Source organism: Bacillus sp. NSP9.1 (genome assembly GCF_000465465.2).
Classification (GTDB): domain Bacteria; phylum Bacillota; class Bacilli; order Bacillales; family Bacillaceae; genus Bacillus; species Bacillus sonorensis_A.
The window spans coordinates 167,791-189,759 of sequence record NZ_CP048273.1 but is presented as its reverse complement, the minus strand read 5'-3'; the positions used below and the strand labels follow the sequence as shown (position 1 = coordinate 189,759).

The window sequence follows — 21,969 nt, the reverse complement described above, 5'->3', positions numbered from 1 at the left end:
TTCCTCTTTTTCTCATACTTTCTCCCACCCCTTTTCAAGAAAGCGTTTTCAATTAATCTTTTAAAAAAGCATCCGCTCATGGCTGTCATAAGAGAACGAGCGGATGACCTTGCTGCTACATATTCTTTCGGTTGACTGCGATTCTCGTTTCATACTTGTCCAATGTCACATCACCTGTGATCAATTCACCGGTCAGCATATCCGTGACACTTGATGAAAATGTAACAGGCTGGCGCTTTTCTGTGAAATTCATGACGAAGATATAATCATGTTCATCATTCTGCCGGACCTGGACAGACACTCCTTTGCCGTGATTGACCGGAAATGCCGGCTTTAAGGACAGCTCTTCCATCAAGGATTGGTAAAAATCGCGGTGAAATTGATCGTTTAACCGCGCTCCGATGTAGTGCGTTTTCCCTTCTTGATAGCGGTGGCTTGTAACAGCCGGCGAATTCGCATAAAAATCATCCTGATAGAAGCCTTCAGCGACTGCCGCGTTTATTTTCAGCACGGTTGCATAGTCTCTCAGTTCATACGACTGGTTCCGGTAAGCTACTGCATTTTTGTCGCCTGGATAAAGCGTGTCCGTCTCCATGGGCTCAATGCCAAATATCTCTTTCAGGTCGGGATGCCATCCGCCTAAATAGGTTAAGTCATGTTCATTCACAAGCCCGCTGATGTAAGTCATGACTAATGTACCGCCATTTGCCACAAATGCTTTCAAACGGGCGATCGTTTCTTCGCTTGCTAAATAAAGCATCGGCGCGATTAGAAGTCGGTATGAGGAAAAATCCTGTTCCTTGGTGATGACGTCGACGGGAATATCCCGTTCCCAAAACGGGCGGTAATGCTCATGCAATGTTTGCATATAGCGCTTCGTTTTCAGCCCAAACCCTTGCGCATCAGCAAGCGCCCAATGGTTTTCCCAGTCAAACAGAATCGCTGTGTCCGCCGGACGATTCGTGCCGACAACCTCAGACAGCTGCTCCAGCGTCTGCCCCACCTTCACCACTTCTTGAAAGACGCGGTTCTCTGTACTGTTGTCATGGCCAACAACCGCACCGTGAAATTTTTCCGATGAGCCGCGGGATTTCCGCCATTGAAAATAGAGGATGCTGTCAGATCCGTGGGCGATCATCTGCACAGAAGACAGAAGGTGCATGCCCGGCCGTTTCGCTTTATTAAAATCGTGCCAATTGACAGCGCTTGGCGTCGATTCCATTAAGAGAAACGGCTGCTGTTTCAGGCTGCGGTACAAATCATTGATAAAGCCGACTTTCATGGCCAAATCTGCTGTGCTTTCCCAATCGTTGTGCCAGGCGGGATACGCGTCCCAGCTGATCACGTCCAGGTGCTTGGCAAACCTGCTGTAGTCCAGCCCTTGAAACGGAATGAGATCATGCGTGTCCGCCATAAAGTTGGTCGTAATCGGAATATTCGGCGTGATTTCCTTTAACGGAACGATTTCATTTTGAAAAAAAGAGATCGTCTGGTCAGTGACGAAGCGGCGCCAGTCCAAATTCAAGCCGTGCACCGCATGTTCCCCGATCGGAGACGGCGATTCAATCTGTGACCAATCGTTGAAGGTATGGCTCCAAAAAGGCGTCCACCATGCGTCATTCAAAGATTTAAGATCATGGTTGTACCTCTTTTTCAGCCAGTCTCTGAAGGCGTGCTGACATTGATCACAATGGCATTCTCCTCCGTATTCGTTGGAAACATGCCACATCAAAAGGGCAGGATGGCTGCCGTACCTATCAGCCAGCAAGCGGTTGATCTCTCTCGTTTTTTCACGGTATACGTCTGAAGTGAAGCAATGATTGTGCCTTCCGCCATGCAGCTGTTTGACACGTTCCGCATTCACGCGCAGCACTTCCGGATACTTTTGCGACAGCCAAGCAGGACGGGCGCCGCTCGGTGTCGCTAATATAATCCGGCCGCCGTTCCGGTGAATGCTCTCAAACATATCATCCAGCCATTCAAACGTATAGACGCCTTCCTCCGGCTCAAGAGCGCTCCATGAAAAAATCCCCACTGAAAATGTATTCGTATGGGCAAGCTTCATCAGCCTGATGTCATCCGCAAGAATATCCGGACGGTCAAGCCACTGATCCGGATTGTAGTCTCCCCCGTGAAGCATGTATTTTGCTTGTGTCGTATAAATTTTTGGCATGATACTCTCCTTTTTTAGACCATATTCTGCTGACTATCCTTTTGTTCCGCCTGCCGTCAATCCTGACACAAAGTTCTTTTGCAGCATGATAAAGATGACGGCTACCGGAATGCTGATCAAAATGGCGCCGGCGGCAAACGTCGTATAGCTGGCTCCCATCACTTCATTGACTAAATTGTATAAACCGATCGGCAATGTATACGACTCCGGTGTCCGCAATATCGTCGAAGACAAAACGAAATCCCCGAGCGGCCCGGTGAATCCGTTCATGGCAACGACCGCGATCATCGGTTTGGATAGCGGCATAATAATCTGCAGAAAAATCCTTGTATTGCTTGCGCCGTCAATCTTAGCGCTCTCATCCAAATCGATGGGAATCGAGTCCATATACCCTTTCATCAAATACGTGTTCATCGGTATGAGTCCGCCGATGTACAGCAAAATCAGCAGCCAATGGCTGTTCATCATTCCCAGCATCTGCGCTAAAACAAAGAGCGCAACCAAAGCCGAAAATTGAGGAATCATTTGCAGCAGCAAGAACAAAACTAAAGCGTTTTTTCTTCCTTTAAAACGAAATCTTGAAAAAGCATAAGCTGTAAAAGAAACGCTGATGACCGACCCGACCATCGTAAAGATGCTGATTTTCAGCGAGTTTACATACCATTGCCCGTATTGGAGGTTCTCTTTGCCGGCGAATAATTCTCTATAGTGATCCAATGTCGGATTTGCCGGAATGATAGAAGTACTGACCAAACTGTTGCCGGGATTAAAGCTGGCTCCCACAGTCCAAAGCAGAGGGTAGATGATAACGGCTGTCATAAAAACCAACAGAGAGTAGGTCAGAAGGAGCCGAAAGAGTCTTTTTTTCTTCATATGTTAAGCCCCCTCTTTGAAAGAATTTGTCCGTCTGAACTGCCACAATGCGATCGAGATGACAAAGACCGACAGCAGGATCGTCAATGCGGCAGCTAAAGAGTACTGGCTCGACTGCATCGTTAATTTGTAAATCCAGGACACCAGAATATCGGTTCCTCCCGCTGTTGACCCGGGAACAGCCGGACCGCCTCCATTGAATAGATAAATAATATTGAAGTTATTAAAATTAAAAGTGAATTGCGTAATGATAATCGGCGCCATCGCGATTAAAATCAGCGGCAATGTGATATGCCTGAATTTCGAAAACGCAGACGCGCCGTCAATGGTCGCCGCTTCATAAAGGTCGTCCGGAATCGACTGCAGAACACCGGTCGTTACAATGAACACATAAGGAAATCCGAGCCATCCCTGCATGAGGATCAGCGCCAGCTTCGTCCAATTGGCATTCGTCATCCAAGGAATCGGATCGATGCCGAATGCGGCGAGGATTTGATGATTGAAAGCACCGAAGCTGTCATTAAAAAGGCCGGCAAACACGAGAATGGTAACAAAACCGGGCACGGCCCAAGGCAAGACCAGAATCGTCCGGAAAAACTTTTTGAAGCGGACTTCCTTCTGATTGACGACAACCGCCAACAAAATTCCCAACCCGACTTGGAGCGTGGAAGCGACAAGCGTCCAAACGATGGTCCAAGCTAAAACATCCAAAAAGGTCGACCGCCAAATATCAACGGTGAAAATTTCGGAAAACGTTTTAAGTCCTACCCAATCGACAAGATGGGCTGGCGGAGAATGGTAGAGGTTATAGTTTGTAAAAGCTAAGGCAAAGCTGAACAAAATCGGAAACACAACGGCAAAAATCAGGATGAACAGCGATGGCCCGCTGATGAGATACGGATATCCTTGCGCCATTAAGTTTTGATATTGTTCCTTGAGTGAACTGAGCTCCTTTTGTTCATCGCGCCTCTTTCCGTTTTGGTAGGCGTCCCGCAAATTGGCGTAATAGACAGCCAGCCCAAAACAGGTGACAATCACGGCAATGATGCCTTCTGCCAATAGAAAAATCGAGTTGTCGCGCGGCACTTCGGTTCCAAGTGTAAACACGCCCCACAGCCCCATATTCAGCAAATCGCCAAAAACCGCAAAGAACGAGACGCCTAAAAGAAGGAATAACAGACCCTTTATCCATTGTTTATTGTAGAATTGGCCCAAACCGGGAACGATTGATAATAGTAAAGCTTTTTTGCGATGCTGCACCTTCTCTTTCACCTCTTTATATGGACGTCCTGATCATAAATGGCGCCAAACTTAAGATAAGTTTGACACCACCCGCCCGCGGCTTATTTGCTGCCGCTGTGCTTCGCTTTGATCTGTCCTTGTATCGTTTCGGCGGCTTGATCAAGCGCTTTTTTCGGTTCGGCTTTTCCGGTTGCGATCGTTTGCAGAGCCGCATCCGCCGGCGTCCATACTTCATTCATCTCAGGAATATTCGGTGTCAACTCTGAGTACTGAGATTGTTCGGCAACAGCTTGAGCCGCTTCGCTTTTTGTGACGGCAGGATCATCCGCCAGTTCTTTGACAGCGGGAACTTCTTTTGTGATCTCATATCTCTTCTTTGAGTTTTCTTTATTGGCGAGGAAGACGACTAATTCTTCCGCTAGATCGGCATTCTTCGAATAAGCGCTTACATTGTAGCTTTTCACACCGACAAAAGAACTCATATGCTTGCCGTTGGACAGCTTAGGCAGCTTGGCAACCCCGTAGTTGATGCCCGCTTTTTTGAATGGTTCCAGATTCCATGGGCCTGAAATGATCGCTGCTGCTTTTCCTTCCGTAAACAGCGATTCCAGCACATTGATCCCCTGCTCCCCAATAATTCCGGCAGGGAACAGCCCCTCTTGATAAAACTTCTGAATGTACTCGGCGCCTTCGACTGCACCTTTGTTGTTCAAGCCGAGATCGGCCGGATCATAAGTGCCGTCTGCATCGCTCTTAAAAATGTAGCCGCCGTATCCTCCCATGACGCTCTGCGCATAATAAATCTGGTCAAACAGCGCCAGGAAGCCGAATTTTTTGCCGTCAGCCGTTTTTTTGGAATACTCATACCATTCATCCAGCGTTTTCGGCAGTTCTTTTTCAGAAATCAAATCTTTATTATAGTAGAGCATCGTCGTTTCGACCGCTTTCGGCAGGCCGTAGACCTTGCCGTTTGTCACCTGGGATCTCATTGCCGGTTCCGTATAAATCGATTGGACCTCTTTGTCCACTTTTAATTCCTTGATCAAACCTTCCGTTACCGCTGTCCCGATTTGGTCTCCAGGCATCGTTAACACATCCGGCCCCGTTCCCGCCGGTCCATCCATCCGCAAGTCTTCGATCTGCTTTGCATAAGGCTTTTCAACGACTTTGACAGATACGCCGTGCTCTTTTTCAAATTGGGCGACGGCATCTTTAATGCCTTCGCTTTTCTCTTTATCTTCCCAGACCACGAGTTCCTTTTGCTTCGAGTCTGATGCTCCATTGCTGCTCTCTTTAGGCCCGCAGGCAGTTAAAGACAAACTGAGAGCGATGACACTGCTGATTCCAACATATTTTTTCATATTCATCATTTGTCTCATTCCTTTTATTGGAGTGAAAGCGCTTTACAAAAACAATATAGCATGTCCCAGGAAAAGTGTAAACAATTATTTTACTTACTACGGTAAAATATTTTACGAAAAAGCGCAGGCTGTTATTCAGCAGCCCGCGCTTTTTTAATTGGTGCTTTTCCTGACCACCAGCTCCGCACCGATATATAGCGTTTTTACAACTTTTCTTTTTTCAAGTATTTGCTCCAGAAGCAATTCAATAGCGTTTTTGCAAAGCTCTTTAATATCGATATGGAATGTCGTCAGCGGGGGAGATACGTATTTCGCCACACTGATGTTGTTGATGCTGATGATGCTCACCCTGCCCGGGATGGCGATCCCTTTTTCATTTAAGGCCTGAAGGCAGCCTACGGCAATCGGGTCCGCCGCTGTAAAAAAGGCCGTCGGCAGCTTTTCACCCAATCTTTCAACCGCTTTTTCCATCAGATGGTAGCCGTTTTCCACCGAAAAACCCCTGCGGCAAAAAATAAAGCTTTCCTCCAAGAGCCCTTTTTCCCTCATATCATCGCGAAACGTTCGTTCCCTTACGTCCATTTCGTCTTCATCAGTATTGGGATTATGGTACGTACCGCCGATAAAGCCGATCTTTTCATGCCCTTTCTCAATGAGAAAGTCTACCGTTTTCCTCGTCATCTGCTTTAAGTCCGGTCTGACTGAATCAAAGTGATTCGGATCAGGCGTCGAATCGATAAATACTCCGTGAGGCGTCATCTGTCTTAATCGGATTAATTCATCATTTGAAAATGAGCCGACCGCAATGAATCCTTCTATGTTTTCGGGAATGGCGTCAATGCCGCCCGAAATTTTATAGGTCGTCAGTTCAACGTTGAATTGCTTTGCGAGCTTCTCGATTTCCAGCCTCATCGTTTTAAAATACACGTCTTCAAGCTCTTCTTTATCCGTCAGCCAGTACAGAAACGCGATGTTTTTCACCAGTGTCCTGATCGTTTTCTTACGGTAGTTCAGGCTTTCCGCCACTTCAAATATTTTCTCCCTCGTCTCATCAGGTACGGAAAGGCTTTCGTCGTTATTCAATACGCGGGAAACCGTTGAGATGGAATACCCCGCCTTTTCTGCAACATCTTTTATCGTCGCCACGATTGTAAAACCTCCATGTGAACATCTTTATTTTAAAAAGGGATTTTATTTTTAGTAAAATATTTTACTAATTTAACGTTGATTTGCGTAAAAGTCAAGTGCTGATTGCCCTATCCCTGCCAATAAGGATTTTACATGAAAACGCTTCATTTGAAAAAACACTTTTTATTGCACCAATTGAAAACCCGTAGTAAACTGATGTTGAACTTAATTAAATTAATTTATTAAGTCTGCACGTCAAACGAATGGGAGGATATATGAATACTGCAGCCGCTTTATCTAACGACTTTCATTCTATTTTTAAGACAGAAAAGACACCGCGAACCTTTTTTGCTCCGGGAAGAATCAACTTAATCGGCGAACACACGGATTATAATGGAGGGCATGTTTTCCCCGCCTCGATTTCATTTGGCACCTATGCCCTTGGCATAAAGCGCGATGATCAAATGATCCGTTTCTATTCAAAGAACTTCCCTGACAAAGGAATCATTGAATGCAGCTTGAGCGATTTAGCCTTTGATCAGTCTGACGGCTGGGCCAACTATCCGAAAGGAATGTTCCTTTTGATGAAAGCGGCAGGCCATCAAATCATTCACGGCGCCGATATTTTGTATTACGGAAATATTCCGCACGGGGCGGGCCTCTCTTCTTCCGCATCGATTGAGCTTGCGACAGGCGTTTTGTTAAAAGGGCTTTATGATTTGCAAACAGACACAATCTCCATGGTGAAGCTCGGACAAAAAGTCGAAAACGAGTACATCGGCGTGGGGAGCGGCATTATGGATCAATTCGCGATCGGCATGGGGAAAAAGGATCACGCAATTTTGTTAGACTGCCATACACTTGATTACACATACGCTCCTTTCGTGTTGAAGGAACACGATGTGATCATCATCAATTCAAACAAACAGCGGACGCTGGCCGGGTCTAAATATAATGAAAGGCGCGCCCAATGCGAAGAGGCGCTCGGCGATCTGCAGCAGGAGTTATCGATCGCAAGCCTGGGCGAATTGACGGCGGAAGCATTTGAAGCTCATCAGCACCTCATCCGCAATGAAACCAATCAAAAACGCGCCAAACATGCTGTGTACGAAAATGCCCGGACGCTGAAAGCGCTGGAAAAACTTCGCGAGGGCGACCTTGCCGGATTTGGCAAGCTGATGAATGAATCTCATGTGTCATTAAGGGATGATTATGAAGTGACAGGGCTGGAGCTTGATACCATTGTCCAAGCGGCCTGGGAACAGGACGGCGTCCTGGGTGCCCGCATGACCGGCGCCGGGTTCGGCGGCTGTGCGATTGCGATTGTAGAAAAAGACCGGACAGACAGCTTTAAAGAACGCGTGAATGCCGTCTACCGCGAAACAGTTGGCTATGATGCCGCTTTTTATACTGCTGCGATAGGCGACGGCGCCAAAGAAATATAGAAAGGGGAATTGATATGAGTGTGTTGGTTTTGGGCGGTGCCGGCTATATCGGTTCACACGCCGTGTATCAATTAATAGACAGAGAGGAAAACGTCGTTGTCGTTGACAACCTCGAGACCGGCCAAAGGCAGGCGGTACATCCTGATGCAGCCTTTTATGAAGGGGATGTGCGCGATAACAACTTCCTTCGCACTGTTTTTGAAAAGGAACATATTGAAGAAGTGATCCACTTTGCCGCCAGTTCACTTGTCGGCGAATCGATGATAGATCCGCTCAAATATTACGACAACAATGTATCCGGAACACAGGTTTTACTTCAGACGATGCTCGAGCACGATGTAAAAAAAATCGTATTCTCCTCGACGGCGGCCGTCTATGGAGAGCCTGAATCGGTGCCTATTACAGAAGACATGCCGACAATGCCGACAAGCACCTACGGGGAAACGAAACTGATCATGGAAAAGCTCATGAAGCGGACTGAAGAAGCCCATGGGATCAGCTTTGTGTCTCTCAGGTACTTCAATGTTGCAGGAGCAAGGGAAACGGGAGAGATCGGAGAAGACCACCGTCCGGAAACACACCTTGTCCCCATCATCCTGCAAACCGCTCTCGGACAAAGACCGCATGTTACGATTTTCGGTGATGACTATGATACACCCGACAGCACGTGCATTCGTGACTATGTTCATGTTGAAGACCTGATTGACGCCCATCTGGCGGCATTAAACTATTTAAGAAAAGGCGGCAAAAGCGATATATTCAACCTTGGCAGCAGCGAAGGATTTTCGGTGAAAGAAATGATTGATGCGGCCAGAAAGGTAACCGGGAAAGACATTCCCGCCGAGATCGGCAAGCGCAGATCCGGCGACCCGAGCATCCTGATTGCCGGATCTGACAAGGCAAAGCAGGTTCTGGGCTGGAGGCCTTCGCGCACTTCTGTAGCAAAGATCATTAAAGACGCCTGGAAGTGGCATTCCTCACATCCAAACGGGTACAGGAAGGAAGTGTCAACATGATTGAACAAGACATAGCCGGACTTATTCAAAAAGCGCTTGAAGCAGGGTTAATCGAACCGGCTGACGTGAACTACGCGCGCAACCAAGTGATGAATCTGCTGGGCCTGGAATCGTTTCCTGAAGAAGCCCCTGCGGCTTCCGGCGGCTCCATCCCAGACCTTTTGGAAAAACTCGCCGACTATGCAGTCGAACACGGCGTGATAACCGACGACATAGACGCGAAAGACATGCTGGCGGCAAATGTGATGAACTGCTTTGTTGCAAGACCTTCTGTCATCAATGCCGTGTTTCAGCAAAAATACGAGCAATCGCCATGGGAGGCCACCGAATATTTTTATCAGCTCAGCAAAAACAGCAACTACATCCAGACGAAACGAATTGAAAAAAATGTTTCGTATCAGATGGATACACCTTACGGCACAATGGATATTACGATCAATTTGTCAAAGCCGGAAAAAGACCCTGAGCAAATCAAACGGGAACGCGCCGCTGCAAAACAATCACGCAGCTATCCGACGTGCCTATTGTGCAAAGAAAACGAAGGGTATGCCGGACGAATCGGATATCCTGCCCGGGCGAACCACAGGATTATTAAAGTCCCGCTCGCCGGTGAAAGCTGGTATTTTCAATATTCTCCATATGCTTACTATAACGAGCACAGCATTTTATTTTCTGAGCAGCATCGGCCGATGAAAATTGATAAGCTTGCCTTTCACAGACTGCTTGCTTTTACAGAGCTGTTTCCGCATTATTTTATCGGATCGAATGCCGATTTGCCGATCGTCGGCGGGTCTATTTTAAGCCATGACCATTATCAGGCCGGACGATATGAGTTTGCGATGACGCGCGCAGAAGACGCGTTCTCCTTTCAAATCAAACAGTACCCTGACATCGAAGCGTCCGTTTTAAAATGGCCGATGTCTGTCATCCGCTTGAAAGGAACTGCGATCAACAGCCTTGTTGAAGCGGCGGACGATATTTTTCAGACGTGGAAAAACTACTCGGATCAACAAGCGGATATCACCGCTTTTACAGATGGTACGCCTCATAACACGATTACGCCTATCGCAAGAAACGTGAGCGGCGTTTATGAAATCGACCTTGTGCTCAGAAACAACCGGACATCTGCCGAGCACCCATATGGCATATTCCATCCGCATACTGATGTTCACCATATTAAGAAAGAGAATATCGGCTTAATCGAAGTGATGGGCCTAGCCGTCCTTCCTCCCCGCTTAAAGACCGAATTGGCGGCAGTAAAAGAATTCCTGCTCGGTCAGTCAGATGCCGTTGAAGCGCATCACCGGGAATGGGCCGAACAGCTCAAAGCCGAATACGGAGAGCTGTCCGAGCCGGAGCAGGCTGAATCAATTGTACGAAAAGAACTTAGCAAGAAATTTGTCAAAGCCCTTGAGGACGCCGGAGTTTTTAAAGATCGCGAAGCTTTCATGCGCTTTATCCGCACAGTCAATCATCAGGGGTAAGGCTTCACCGGTGTTAAAATAGGCGAAAAAAATAAGCTTACTTTAACACCGGATCAAACAGCTCCGCCAGCAGCAATGAAACGGCTCCGTAAAGCGTCGCTTCATCGCCGAGCTTCGTTATCGTCACATCCGTCTGCCTCGCTTCGGCTGTTAAAGCTTTCTGCTGTATCGTTTCTCGTATCGCCGGCAATATGAACCTCCCGCCCTTCATCACTCCGCCGCCCAGCACGATTTTGCCCGGATTGACAAGATGAATGAAGTTGGTCAGCCCGATTCCGATGATCACACCAGTTTCCCGAAAAAGTTCGATACACGTTTGGCAGCCGTTCTCGGCCATTTCAAACAAATCTTTAGCTGTCAGGCTGTCCTGCCTTTCCTTCAACCGCTTTTTCCCCCGTTCGGCAATCGCTTTTCCGCTCACAATCGTCTGCAGGCAGCCGCGGTTGCCGCACTCGCACTTTTCTCCATTGATATCAATGATCATATGGCCCAGTTCACCCGCGATTCCTTCAACTCCATGGTACAGTTTTCCGTTGATGACGATCCCCGCACCGACGCCGCGGCCAATATTCACGGCAGCCATGCTGCCTGCGTCATCGTGGCCGCCGAACCACGATTCGCCAAGCGCCATCGCCCTGGCATCGTTTTCAACTCTTACGGTTAAGTTGAATTCTTGTTCCAGCACATCTTTAATGGGAATATTGGTTAAGTTTAAAATCGGCGCAATGCGTGACATTCCCGTTTCAGCATCGACGACCCCGTGCATGGCGATGCCGATCCCGATGATCTTTTCTTGATCGACATCGGCCCGCCCCAAAATCGCATAGATATTTTCTTTTAAAACATCCATGAACATCTCGTTTGTCAGCGGTTTTTTCAACAGGCTCGATGTCCGCTGCAGAATCCCTCCGGCTAAATCGGTTAAGACGCACTCCACCGTCTCAGGCCCGGCATCAATGCCTATGACATAAAAGGCACCTGTGTTGATGTGCAGCATTGTCGGCTTTCTTCCGCCGCTCGAATGACCGAGCGTGCTTTCTTTGACGAGTCCTTGTCCGATCAGCTCTTTGACAATGCTTGAGACCGTGGGAGGGGTAATCTTTGTTTCCTTGGCGATCTCGGCTCTCGAAATCGGCTCTGAAGTTCTGATTTTATTAAGAATGATCGATTTGTTCACCGATTTCATTAATTGAAATGTACCTCGCTGCATGGGAATCCTCCATTGAATGATTTGTTTTATTGTAGCACACATAATTAATTTAATTAATTAACGAGATGATAAATTGTAGTTGCTTTTCGCAAAATAGTCAGTTAAACTGACTATATACAATACTGATAATAAAAAGAGGTGATTATACTGGATCTATTAAGCCAGTCTTACGGGTTTTTATTAGGAAAAGTCCTTCAGCAAATGGAAAACAAGGTCGCAGATGCCCTGACGCCATATCACCTTGAAGCCAGACAGCTCGGGGTTCTCTTATTTATTAAGGAACACCCTTACTCTTCCCAAAAGCTGATCTCCGAAAAACTGCAGATCGATCGAACAACAATGGTCAGCCATGTTGACCACTTAGAGACATTGGGCTTTGTTGAGCGGGCTAAAAATCCAAATGACCGCAGAGCATACAGTCTGATCCTCACTGAAAAAGGCAGTGATGTGTTGTCATCATGCAGAGTGCTTTTAGCACAAGCAGAATCTGACGTGTTATCCCCTTTAAATGAACATGAAAAAAAGGTCTTTAAAGATATGCTTTTAAGAGTGTGGAGCCAGTACAAAAAATAGGAGGTTACCTTATGAATGCACTTGATTTTTTCAACGCCCGTTTAGAAGCCACCATAAGTCCGATGGATTATTTAAAGTCAGCAAAAAGAAACCCTGAGACATATTTTTTAATCGATGTCAGAAACGGTCCAAGCGAATTAAGAAATCCTACGATAAAGGGTGCGGTGGTCATACCGGAACAAGAATTGCGGGACCGGTTGAATGACATCCCCAAGGATAAGGAAATAATCGTATACTGCTGGGACGTGTGGTGCAATACTGCCGCTAAAGCAGCAAAATGTCTATTAGAACAAGACTATCAAGTAAAAGAACTGGCCGGGGGCATAGCCGCCTGGCAAAAAATGAACTTCCCTGTCTCAACATCCACTGAAGACAATACTGGCAGCGATACTTGCGGATGTTAAAGCGAAAGTATTGGATCGGTGTGGCTTCCCGGGATCATGTCGCAAAGGCTGTATCCGGGGGCTTTGCCCAGCTTTGTCACGGAAAAGAGGCGCCTTTAAAAAGAATGAATCCCGGGGATTGGATCATTTATTACTCCCCAAAGCTTCATTTAAGAGATCAGACACCATATCAAAAATTTACGGCTATCGGGAAGGTCATTGATGATCATGTGTTCAAATTTGATATGGGGAATGGATTCACGCCTTTTAGAAGAAATATCGACTTTCAAAAATGTGTGGAAACGTCCATCCATCCACTTATTCCTCACCTCTCTTTTATCGAAAATCAAAAACACTGGGGATATCCCTTCAGATTTGGACATGTAGAAATCGGTCAACAGGACTTCAATCTCATCTCTCAACATATGAGGGCGATACAATAATCGCCCTTTCTTTTTTTCTCTCATCACTTCCTTTCTCAAAAGTAAACATAACCGCTCTGGCCTTGATCATTTGCAATCATGGGAAAATTTCTCAGAAAAATTAGAAATGAAAGTGTTTGCATAATCAAAAAATTCGCGTTATCATACTTGTATACAAGTATACTCGTATAACTGGAAGGTGACGTTATGAGTGAATCTAACAGTTTTTTATATCCCGAGAAGTGGCTTTCACGAGCATCAACCGGTGTCCGCGTGGCATCAGAACTGAGGATGCGGATTATTTCCGGAATGATTGAAAGCGGTACCATCATTTCGGAAAATAAATTGGCTGCGGAATTTTCGGTGAGCCGGTCGCCCGTTCGCGAAGCTTTAAAAATCCTTGCTTCTGAACGAATCATTCGCCTGGAAAGAATGGGCGCCGTTGTCATTGGTTTAACAGAGAAAAAGATTAGGGAAATTTACGATGTCCGTCTGCTCATGGAAACGTTTGTCTTTGAGCGGCTGGGAAGAGCCGATGTCGATCAATTAGTGACCGACCTCAGCAAAATACTAGAAATGATGAAAATCTCCATCAAATACAAAGATGCGGATGAATTCTCTTATCAAGATGTGTTATTTCATGAAACGATTGTACGGTCTATCAACCACTCCTATATTCTGATGATCTGGAATAATTTAAAGCCTGTAATGGAAAGCTTCATCCTTTTATCGATGCGTGCGCGCTTAAAGGAAAAGTATGAAGACTTTGCAAGGGTATTGAACAATCATGAGCTTTATATTGAAGCGATCAAAACAAAAGATAGAGCCCTGATGCTCAAGTCCTTACATCAAAATTTCGATGACGTACAAGATAAGGTTGAAGACCTTTGGTTATCGCAACAAATGCTGTCTAAAGGGGCTGAACAAGAAAATGACTAGTTATATGTTAGGGATTGATATCGGGACGACAAGCACGAAGGCTGTCTTATTCAGTGAGAAAGGGGATGTGATCCAAAAGGAAAGCATCGGATACCCGCTTTACACACCGGATATCTCGACAGCCGAACAAGACCCTGACGAAATTTTTCAGGCCGTGATTCTTGCTGCTGGCAACATCACGAAACAACATCCGCACAAAAAGATCTCATTTGTTTCATTCAGCAGCGCCATGCACAGTGTCATCGCCATGGATGAAAAAGACCAGCCGCTGACACCGTGCATCACCTGGGCTGATAATCGAAGCGAAGGCTGGGCCCATAAGATCAAGGATGAACTGAATGGACATGAAGTCTATAAGCGAACAGGTACACCGATCCATCCGATGTCACCGTTAAGCAAAATCGCCTGGATTGTGAATGAACGTCATGAAATCGCTTCCAAAACCAAAAAATATATCGGAATCAAAGAGTACATTTTCAAAAAGCTTTTCGATCAATATGTCGTCGATTACTCTCTGGCTTCAGCCATGGGAATGATGAACCTGAAAACCTTGGATTGGGACGAAGAAGCGTTATCCATCGCAGGCGTTACACGAGATCATTTGTCAAAGCTGGTTCCGACAACAGCGATATTTGAAAACTGCCAGCCGGCCTTTGCCGAGCAAATGGGAATCGATCCGGCGACACCTTTTGTCATCGGAGCAAGCGACGGCGTGCTGTCCAACCTCGGCGTCAACGCTATTAAAAAAGGCGAAATTGCCGTCACAATCGGGACAAGCGGCGCGATCCGCACAATCATCGATGAACCTCAAACCGATGAAAAGGGGCGCATTTTTTGCTACGCGCTTACAGAGAACCATTGGGTCATCGGCGGACCTGTCAACAACGGCGGCATCGTTCTTCGCTGGATCAGGGACGAATTTGCCTCTGCAGAAATCGAAACGGCAAAAAGGCTCGGCATTGATCCGTACGATGTGCTAACCAAAATCGCCGAACGGGTAAGACCCGGCGCTGATGGCTTGCTCTTTCACCCGTATCTCGCGGGCGAACGCGCTCCGCTGTGGAATCCGGATGTGCGCGGTTCATTCTTCGGCCTCACCATGTCCCATAAGAAGGAACATATGATTCGCGCGGCATTGGAAGGGGTCATTTACAACTTATACACCGTCTTTTTGGCATTAACGGAATGCATGGACGGACCTGTCACCCGCATTCAAGCGACAGGAGGCTTTGCAAGATCTGACGTGTGGCGGCAAATGATGGCCGATATCTTCGAATCGGAAGTCGTCGTCCCTGAAAGCTTCGAAAGTTCGTGTCTGGGAGCCTGCATTTTAGGCCTTTATGCCACAGGAAAAATCGATTCCTTCGACATCGTCTCAGACATGATCGGCAGCACCCACCGGCATTCGCCGAAAGAAGAAGCTGCCCGGGAGTACAGAAAATTAATGCCGATCTTTATCAACTTGTCGCGGTCTTTGGAACACGAATATACACAAATTTCCAATTACCAAAGAAGCCTTAACTAACAAAAAAAACAACAAGAATTGGAGGCGTTATCATGCCATTACTCATTGTAGCAATCGGGATTGTCGCATTACTGCTGTTAATTATGGGATTGAAACTGAACACGTTTGTTTCCTTGATTATTGTATCGTTCGGCGTCGCGTTGGCGCTCGGCATGCCGCTTGATGAAATCGTCAAAACGATTGAAGAAGGACTCGGCGGCACGCTTGGCCACATCGCCTTGATCTTCGGGCTCGGCGCCATGCTCGGCAGACTGATCGCGGATTCAGGGGGCGCGCAGCGGATTGCGATGACCCTCGTCAACAAATTTGGCGAAAAAAATATTCAATGGGCCGTTGTCATCGCTTCATTTATCATCGGGGTTGCTTTATTCTTTGAAGTCGGACTTGTTTTGCTTATTCCAATTGTATTTGCCATTTCAAGAGAATTAAAGATTTCTATTTTATATTTGGGGATTCCGATGGCGGCGGCTTTATCCGTCACACACGGCTTCCTGCCTCCGCATCCGGGGCCGACGGCAATCGCCGGAGAACTCGGAGCCAACATCGGGGAAGTTCTGCTTTACGGTTTCATCGTTGCCGTTCCAACAGTGCTTTTAGCCGGACCCATATTTACGAAAATAGCAAAAAAAATCGTCCCGCAATCATTTGAAAAAATGGGCAGCATCGCGTCATTAGGTGAACAAAAAACATTCAAGCTCGAGGAAACACCAAAATTCGGCATCAGCGTATTTACAGCGATGCTTCCGGTTATTATCATGTCCATCTCTACGATTATCACATTGCTTCATGAGACGATGGGATTTGCCGATAATGGTGCGCTTGCATTTATCCAATTCATCGGAAATGCATCGACTTCGATGGTGATCTCTTTATTAGTCGCCATCTATACGATGGGAATCGCGAGAAACATTCCGATCAAACAGGTGATGGATTCCTGCTCAACAGCCATTACGCAAATCGGCATGATGCTTTTGATCATCGGAGGCGGCGGCGCCTTCAAACAAGTCCTTATTAACGGCGGGGTAGGCGACTATGTGGCCGAATTATTCAAAGGAACGTCAATGTCTCCGATTTTGCTTGCCTGGTTGATCGCGGCCATCTTGCGTATTTCTTTAGGATCTGCCACAGTTGCTGCCTTAAGCACAACCGGGCTTGTCATTCCAATGCTTGGACAAACCGATGTCAACCTTGCATTGGTGGTGCTGGCCACAGGGGCCGGAAGTGTAATCGCTTCCCACGTCAATGATGCAGGCTTCTGGATGTTCAAAGAGTACTTCGGCTTAAGCATGAAAGAAACATTCGCGACATGGACGGTGCTGGAAACAATTATCGCAGTAGCCGGATTAGGATTTACATTATTGTTAAGCCTAATTGTATAAAGAGTTTCAAGAAGAAGGAGCAGGTAACAAATGTTCAATACAATAGGAGTCATAGGTTTAGGCGTCATGGGCAGCAATATCGCTCTGAACATGGCCAGCAAAGGGGAACAGGTCGCAGTCTATAATTACACAAGGGATTTAACCGACCAGCTTGTCCAAAAGACTGATGGAAAGGTACTCAATCCGTACTACGAGCTTCAGGATTTCGTTCAGTCATTAGAAACACCGCGCAAAATCTTTTTAATGGTCACAGCGGGAAAACCGGTCGATTCAGTGATTGACTCACTCATTCCTTTGCTTGAAGAAGGGGATGTCATCATGGACGGCGGCAACTCCCACTACCAAGACACAGAACGAAGATATGAAAAACTGAAAGCGAAGGGAATCGGCTACCTGGGCATCGGCATTTCCGGCGGTGAAGTCGGCGCTCGAAAAGGACCTTCCATCATGCCTGGCGGAGACCGGGATGTCTATGAAAAAGCGGCTCCGATTTTGACGAAAATCGCTGCGCAAGTGGGAGATGACCCATGCTGTGTATATATCGGACCAAAAGGTGCGGGGCATTTTGTGAAAATGGTCCACAACGGGATCGAATACGCCGATATGCAGCTGATCGCGGAAGCGTATACATTTTTAAGAGACCAATTACATGTATCCGTTAATGAAATCGCTGACATTTTTGAAACGTGGAACGAAGGCGAGCTGAAAAGCTATCTCATCGAGATCACCGCGGACATTCTAAGGAAAACAGATGAAAAGACGGGTGAGCCGCTGATTGATGTCATCCTTGATAAAACAGGACAAAAAGGCACAGGCAAATGGACAAGCCTGCAAGCCGTCGACAATGGCATTCCATCATCGATTATCACGGAATCGTTATTCGCCCGCTACCTGTCGTCTTTAAAAGACGAGCGGGTCGCCGCGGAGAAGATCCTTGCCGGGCCGGAAAAAAAAGCTCAACACCTGGATCAGGATTTGTGGATCGATTACGTCAGACAAGCCTTATATATGGGGAAAGTCTGCGCCTATGCACAAGGCTTCGCCCAATATAAAATGTCGTCCGACCTGTACGGATGGGATCTACCGTTAAATGATATCGCCCTGATTTTCCGGGGCGGCTGCATCATTCGCGCCGATTTCTTAAATCTGATCAGCGATGCATTCCGCAAACAGCCGGACCTGTCCAATTTGCTGACGGCGCCGTACTTTGCGGAAAAGCTCAAGGCATACCAAACAGGACTCAGAAAAGTCGTCTGTGAAGGGATCAGCTCAGGCATCTCATTCCCGTGCCTGAGCACCGCCCTCTCTTATTATGACGGCTACCGCACAGGCCGCTCCAACGCAAACCTCCTGCAGGCGCAGCGCGATTATTTCGGCGCCCATACGTATGAGCGCACGGATATGGAAGGCGTGTTTCATACAGATTGGTATGAATGACAGATGAACTGCACATCTTCTTGGATGTGCAGTTTTATTTCTGAGAAATCCAGATATATGTCCTAAGTCCTATTTTTAATAGGATTCATACTTTGTTCAACATTTCACAAACTTCTATTTCAAATCCGTGTTATGATAAATTCATTCAAAAATACAAGGAGATGAGACCACAAAAAAACGGCCTGAATCAACGGGAAAAATTTTTTTAACACAACTTGTGAAATGTTTCACAAACATTCTCTGGCAATTCTATTGTAATCAGATTCCTATCAAGTTATTGGAGGGTTTGCAATGGCAGTTGAAGAAAAGGAACTCAAACAAAAGCAAAATGTCTCAGACATGATTGACCGTTTAGTCGAAAAAGGGCTGAAGGCGTTGGAAGAATTCCGCCGCTTGGACCAGGAGAAAATCGACGCCATCGTCAAGCAGATGGCGCTTACCGGGCTTGATCAGCATATGCCCCTCGCAAAGCTCGCTGTAGAGGAAACAAAACGCGGGGTATACGAAGATAAAATCATCAAAAACATGTTTGCCACAGAATATGTCTATCACAATATCAAATCCAATCAAACGGTCGGCATCATCAACGAGGATGAACATGAGGGCGTCATCGAAATCGCCGAGCCTGTCGGTATCGTTGCAGGGGTGACACCTGTGACAAACCCTACATCGACCACGATGTTCAAATCCCTGATATCAATGAAAACAAGAAACCCAATTATATTCGCCTTCCATCCATCCGCACAAACGTGCAGCAGTGAAGCGGCAAAAATCCTCAGAGATGCGGCGGTCAAAGCGGGGGCTCCCGAACACTGCATTCAGTGGATTGAAACCCCTTCACTTGAAGCAACCCGGGCTTTAATGACCCATCCGAAAGTATCTTTGATCCTTGCCACAGGCGGCGCCGGCATGGTGAAGGCCGCTTACAGCTCAGGAAAACCCGCCCTTGGCGTCGGACCGGGAAATGTACCGTGCTATATCGAGAAATCTGCAAACATCAAGCAAGCCGTCAATGATCTGATTTTATCGAAAACCTTCGACAACGGCATGATTTGCGCATCAGAACAGGCCGTCATCATCGATAAAAACATTTATTCAGACGTCAAAGCCGAAATGACGATAAACAACTGCTATTTCTTAAATGAAAACGAAAAAACAAAGGTAGAAAAATTGGTGATCAATGAAAATACGTGTGCCGTCAATGCTGATATCGTCGGTATGCCCGCATGCAAAATTGCCGAAATGGCAGGCATCAAGGTTCCTGAAGGCACGAAAATCCTCATTGCCGAGCTGAAAGGTGTCGGACCGCAATACCCGCTTTCAAGAGAAAAATTAAGTCCGGTTTTGGCCTGCTACAAAGTGAACGGACTCCAGGAAGGCTTAAAACGGGCTGAAGAAATGCTGGAGTTCGGCGGTATCGGCCACTCTGCGGTGATTCACACAACAGATCAAGACGCGATCGAGCAATTCGGCCTGAGGATGAAAGCGGGACGGATCATCGTCAATGCCCCGTCTTCCCAGGGAGCGATCGGCGATATTTACAACGCTTATATGCCTTCCTTGACACTCGGCTGCGGGACGTACGGAGGGAACGCTGTATCGACAAACGTTGGCGCCGTTCACTTGATCAATACGAAAAAAGTGGCAAAAAGGAATGTTAACATGCAATGGTTTAAAGTGCCGCCGAAAATTTACTTTGAAAAAAACGCAACACAATATTTAGCGAAAATGCCGAACATCTCAAAAGCGTTCATTGTGACAGACCCGGGAATGGTGAAGCTGGGCTATGTCGACCGCGTCCTTCACTACTTAAGGAAACGCCCGGACTACGTTCATTGCGAAATTTTCTCCGATGTAGAACCTGATCCATCTATTGAAACGGTCATGAACGGCGTCGACATGATGGCTAAATTCGAGCCTGATGTCATTATCGCTCTTGGCGGAGGTTCTGCGATGGATGCCGCAAAAGGAATGTGGATGTTCTATGAGCACCCTGACGCGAAATTCTTTGAATTAAAACAAAAATTCCTGGACATCCGCAAGCGCATCGCCAAATATCCGAAATTGGGCGATAAAGCACAGTTCGTGGCGATCCCGACAACATCAGGAACCGGCTCTGAAGTCACCTCATTCTCCGTTATTACAGATAAGGAGGCCAATACGAAATATCCGCTCGCTGATTATGAATTGACGCCTGACGTAGCGATCATCGATCCGCAGTTTGTCATGACGGTGCCGAAGCACATTACAGCGGACACAGGGATGGACGTCCTGACACACGCGATTGAATCGTATGTATCCTGCATGGCCAACGACTATACCGACGGCTTGGCGATGAAAGCCATCGAGCTGATATTCGAATACCTGCCGAAGGCGTACAAAAACGGCAGTGACGAACTGGCGCGCGAAAAAGTGCATAATGCATCAACCATTGCCGGAATGGCTTTCTCCAACGCCTTCTTAGGCATCAACCACAGCCTGGCCCATAAGCTTGGAGCTGAATTCCATATTGCCCATGGACGCGCCAACGCCGTGCTTCTGCCGCATGTCATCCGCTACAATGCGACAAAACCGAAGAAATTCACGGCATTTCCGAAATACAGCCATTTTGTAGCCGATAAGCGCTATGCGGAAATTGCCAGAATGCTGGGCTTGCCGGCCAAAACGACTGAAGAAGGCGTCGAAAGCCTTGTTCAAGCGATCATCGCTCTTGCCAAAGAGCTCGATATCCCAATGAGCCTGAAATATAACGGCATAGACGCAGTAGAATTTGAAAGCAAAGTCGACACCTTGGCAGATCGCGCCTTTGAAGACCAATGCACAACAGCCAATCCGAAGCTTCCATTGGTGTCTGAGCTGGCTGAGATTTACCGTTCTGCTTATCAAGGAATTTAATTATCAATTCGAAGCCATTCTTTTAGGGGATGGCTTTTGTTTTTTTAGCCATGAATAATTTTGTATTTCTTTTACAACATATAATTATTCTTTGTTTTTTGGGAGGAATATTCTTGGATTTACATTTCATCTGGAAAGCTGTTGTCATTGTTATAGGAGGAGTACTCATTTTACGGTTACCTGGCAGAAAATCTATTTCACAGCTTACTGTTGCACATACTGTCATCATGATAGCTGTCGGTTCATTAATTATGCAACCAGTTAATGATGGAAATATCCGGATTACCTTGATTGTTACATTCTTAATGATTCTCACTCTTCTTTTGATTGAGTATCTTACTTTGAAATTTGATGCTTTAGAGAGCTTTATTTATGGAAAATCAGTTCCAATCGTCGAGGGTGGTCAAATTCAAATCAATCATATAAAAAAATGCGCTTAACTGTAGATATGCTTGAAGTAAGATTGAGACAACAAAATATTCAA

General features: G+C 46.6%; 18 protein-coding genes. 12 read left to right on the top strand and 6 right to left on the bottom strand.

All coding sequences use genetic code 11. The features are described from left to right. Positions 1-115: 115 nt before the first annotated feature. The 5 genes from M654_RS01030 to M654_RS01010 all read right to left on the bottom strand — a co-directional run bounded on the left by M654_RS01030 (position 116) and on the right by M654_RS01010 (position 6,795). A complete protein-coding gene (locus M654_RS01030; protein ID WP_026589404.1) occupies positions 116-2,173 on the bottom strand; it encodes a beta-galactosidase GanA in 2,058 nt (685 codons plus the stop codon). A 33-nt stretch (positions 2,174-2,206) separates the two neighbouring features. Next, complete coding sequence (locus M654_RS01025) at positions 2,207-3,046, bottom strand: galactooligosaccharide ABC transporter permease GanQ (protein WP_026589405.1); 840 nt, start codon at positions 3,044-3,046, stop codon at positions 2,207-2,209. Positions 3,047-3,049: 3 nt separating this feature from the next. Continuing rightward, positions 3,050-4,306, bottom strand: coding sequence for a galactooligosaccharide ABC transporter permease GanP (locus tag M654_RS01020; protein WP_026589406.1), 1,257 nt, complete (start codon positions 4,304-4,306; stop codon positions 3,050-3,052). 83 nt (positions 4,307-4,389) lie between these two features. Then, positions 4,390-5,658, bottom strand: coding sequence for an arabinogalactan oligomer ABC transporter substrate-binding protein GanS (locus M654_RS01015; protein ID WP_035428578.1), 1,269 nt, complete (start codon positions 5,656-5,658; stop codon positions 4,390-4,392). 144 nt (positions 5,659-5,802) lie between these two features. Beyond that, a complete protein-coding gene (locus tag M654_RS01010; RefSeq protein WP_026589408.1) occupies positions 5,803-6,795 on the bottom strand; it encodes a galactan degradation operon transcriptional regulator GanR in 993 nt (330 codons plus the stop codon). 257 nt (positions 6,796-7,052) lie between these two features. Between M654_RS01010 and M654_RS01005 the strand changes: the two genes are divergently transcribed. Genes M654_RS01005 through galT form a run of 3 tightly spaced genes read left to right on the top strand, consistent with a single transcriptional unit; the run spans position 7,053 to position 10,722 of the window. Continuing rightward, positions 7,053-8,222, top strand: coding sequence for a galactokinase (locus M654_RS01005; RefSeq protein WP_026589409.1), 1,170 nt, complete (start codon positions 7,053-7,055; stop codon positions 8,220-8,222). Positions 8,223-8,236: 14 nt separating this feature from the next. Then, positions 8,237-9,238, top strand: coding sequence for a UDP-glucose 4-epimerase GalE (galE, locus tag M654_RS01000; RefSeq protein ID WP_026589410.1), 1,002 nt, complete (start codon positions 8,237-8,239; stop codon positions 9,236-9,238). Further along, on the top strand, positions 9,235-10,722 hold the full coding sequence (galT, locus tag M654_RS00995) for a UDP-glucose--hexose-1-phosphate uridylyltransferase (RefSeq protein ID WP_026589411.1): 1,488 nt from the start codon (positions 9,235-9,237) through the stop codon (positions 10,720-10,722). Before galE ends, galT begins: the two co-directional genes overlap by 4 nt. A 37-nt stretch (positions 10,723-10,759) precedes the next feature. Here galT and M654_RS00990 read toward each other — a convergent pair whose 3' ends face one another. Next, positions 10,760-11,932, bottom strand: coding sequence for an ROK family transcriptional regulator (locus M654_RS00990; protein WP_026589412.1), 1,173 nt, complete (start codon positions 11,930-11,932; stop codon positions 10,760-10,762). Between the two features lie 201 nt (positions 11,933-12,133). Between M654_RS00990 and M654_RS00985 the strand changes: the two genes are divergently transcribed. The 9 genes from M654_RS00985 to M654_RS23725 all read left to right on the top strand — a co-directional run bounded on the left by M654_RS00985 (position 12,134) and on the right by M654_RS23725 (position 21,925). Next, complete coding sequence (locus tag M654_RS00985) at positions 12,134-12,505, top strand: MarR family winged helix-turn-helix transcriptional regulator (RefSeq protein ID WP_236251185.1); 372 nt, start codon at positions 12,134-12,136, stop codon at positions 12,503-12,505. A gap of 11 nt (positions 12,506-12,516) precedes the next feature. Then, positions 12,517-12,909, top strand: coding sequence for a rhodanese-like domain-containing protein (locus M654_RS00980; protein ID WP_026589414.1), 393 nt, complete (start codon positions 12,517-12,519; stop codon positions 12,907-12,909). Beyond that, positions 12,903-13,331 carry an EVE domain-containing protein gene (locus M654_RS00975; protein ID WP_026589415.1) on the top strand — a complete coding sequence of 143 codons (429 nt, stop codon included), beginning with the start codon at positions 12,903-12,905 and terminating at the stop codon, positions 13,329-13,331. The genes M654_RS00980 and M654_RS00975 overlap by 7 nt, the downstream gene beginning before the upstream one ends. Before the next feature lie 186 nt (positions 13,332-13,517). Further along, positions 13,518-14,249: a GntR family transcriptional regulator gene (locus M654_RS00970; RefSeq protein WP_026589416.1), complete on the top strand. Its 732-nt coding sequence runs from the start codon at positions 13,518-13,520 to the stop codon at positions 14,247-14,249. Then, a complete protein-coding gene (gntK, locus tag M654_RS00965) occupies positions 14,242-15,774 on the top strand; it encodes a gluconokinase (protein WP_026589417.1) in 1,533 nt (510 codons plus the stop codon). The genes M654_RS00970 and gntK overlap by 8 nt, the downstream gene beginning before the upstream one ends. A 32-nt stretch (positions 15,775-15,806) precedes the next feature. Continuing rightward, a complete protein-coding gene (locus M654_RS00960) occupies positions 15,807-17,153 on the top strand; it encodes a GntP family permease (protein ID WP_026589418.1) in 1,347 nt (448 codons plus the stop codon). A gap of 30 nt (positions 17,154-17,183) precedes the next feature. Further along, positions 17,184-18,590 (top strand): decarboxylating NADP(+)-dependent phosphogluconate dehydrogenase, encoded by a 1,407-nt coding sequence (gene gnd / locus M654_RS00955; protein ID WP_026589419.1) that lies wholly within the window; start codon positions 17,184-17,186, stop codon positions 18,588-18,590. Between the two features lie 291 nt (positions 18,591-18,881). After that, positions 18,882-21,485 carry a bifunctional acetaldehyde-CoA/alcohol dehydrogenase gene (adhE, locus tag M654_RS00950; protein ID WP_026589420.1) on the top strand — a complete coding sequence of 868 codons (2,604 nt, stop codon included), beginning with the start codon at positions 18,882-18,884 and terminating at the stop codon, positions 21,483-21,485. 113 nt (positions 21,486-21,598) lie between these two features. Beyond that, on the top strand, positions 21,599-21,925 hold the full coding sequence (locus tag M654_RS23725; protein ID WP_236251184.1) for a DUF421 domain-containing protein: 327 nt from the start codon (positions 21,599-21,601) through the stop codon (positions 21,923-21,925). The last annotated feature ends 44 nt before the right edge of the window (positions 21,926-21,969 follow it).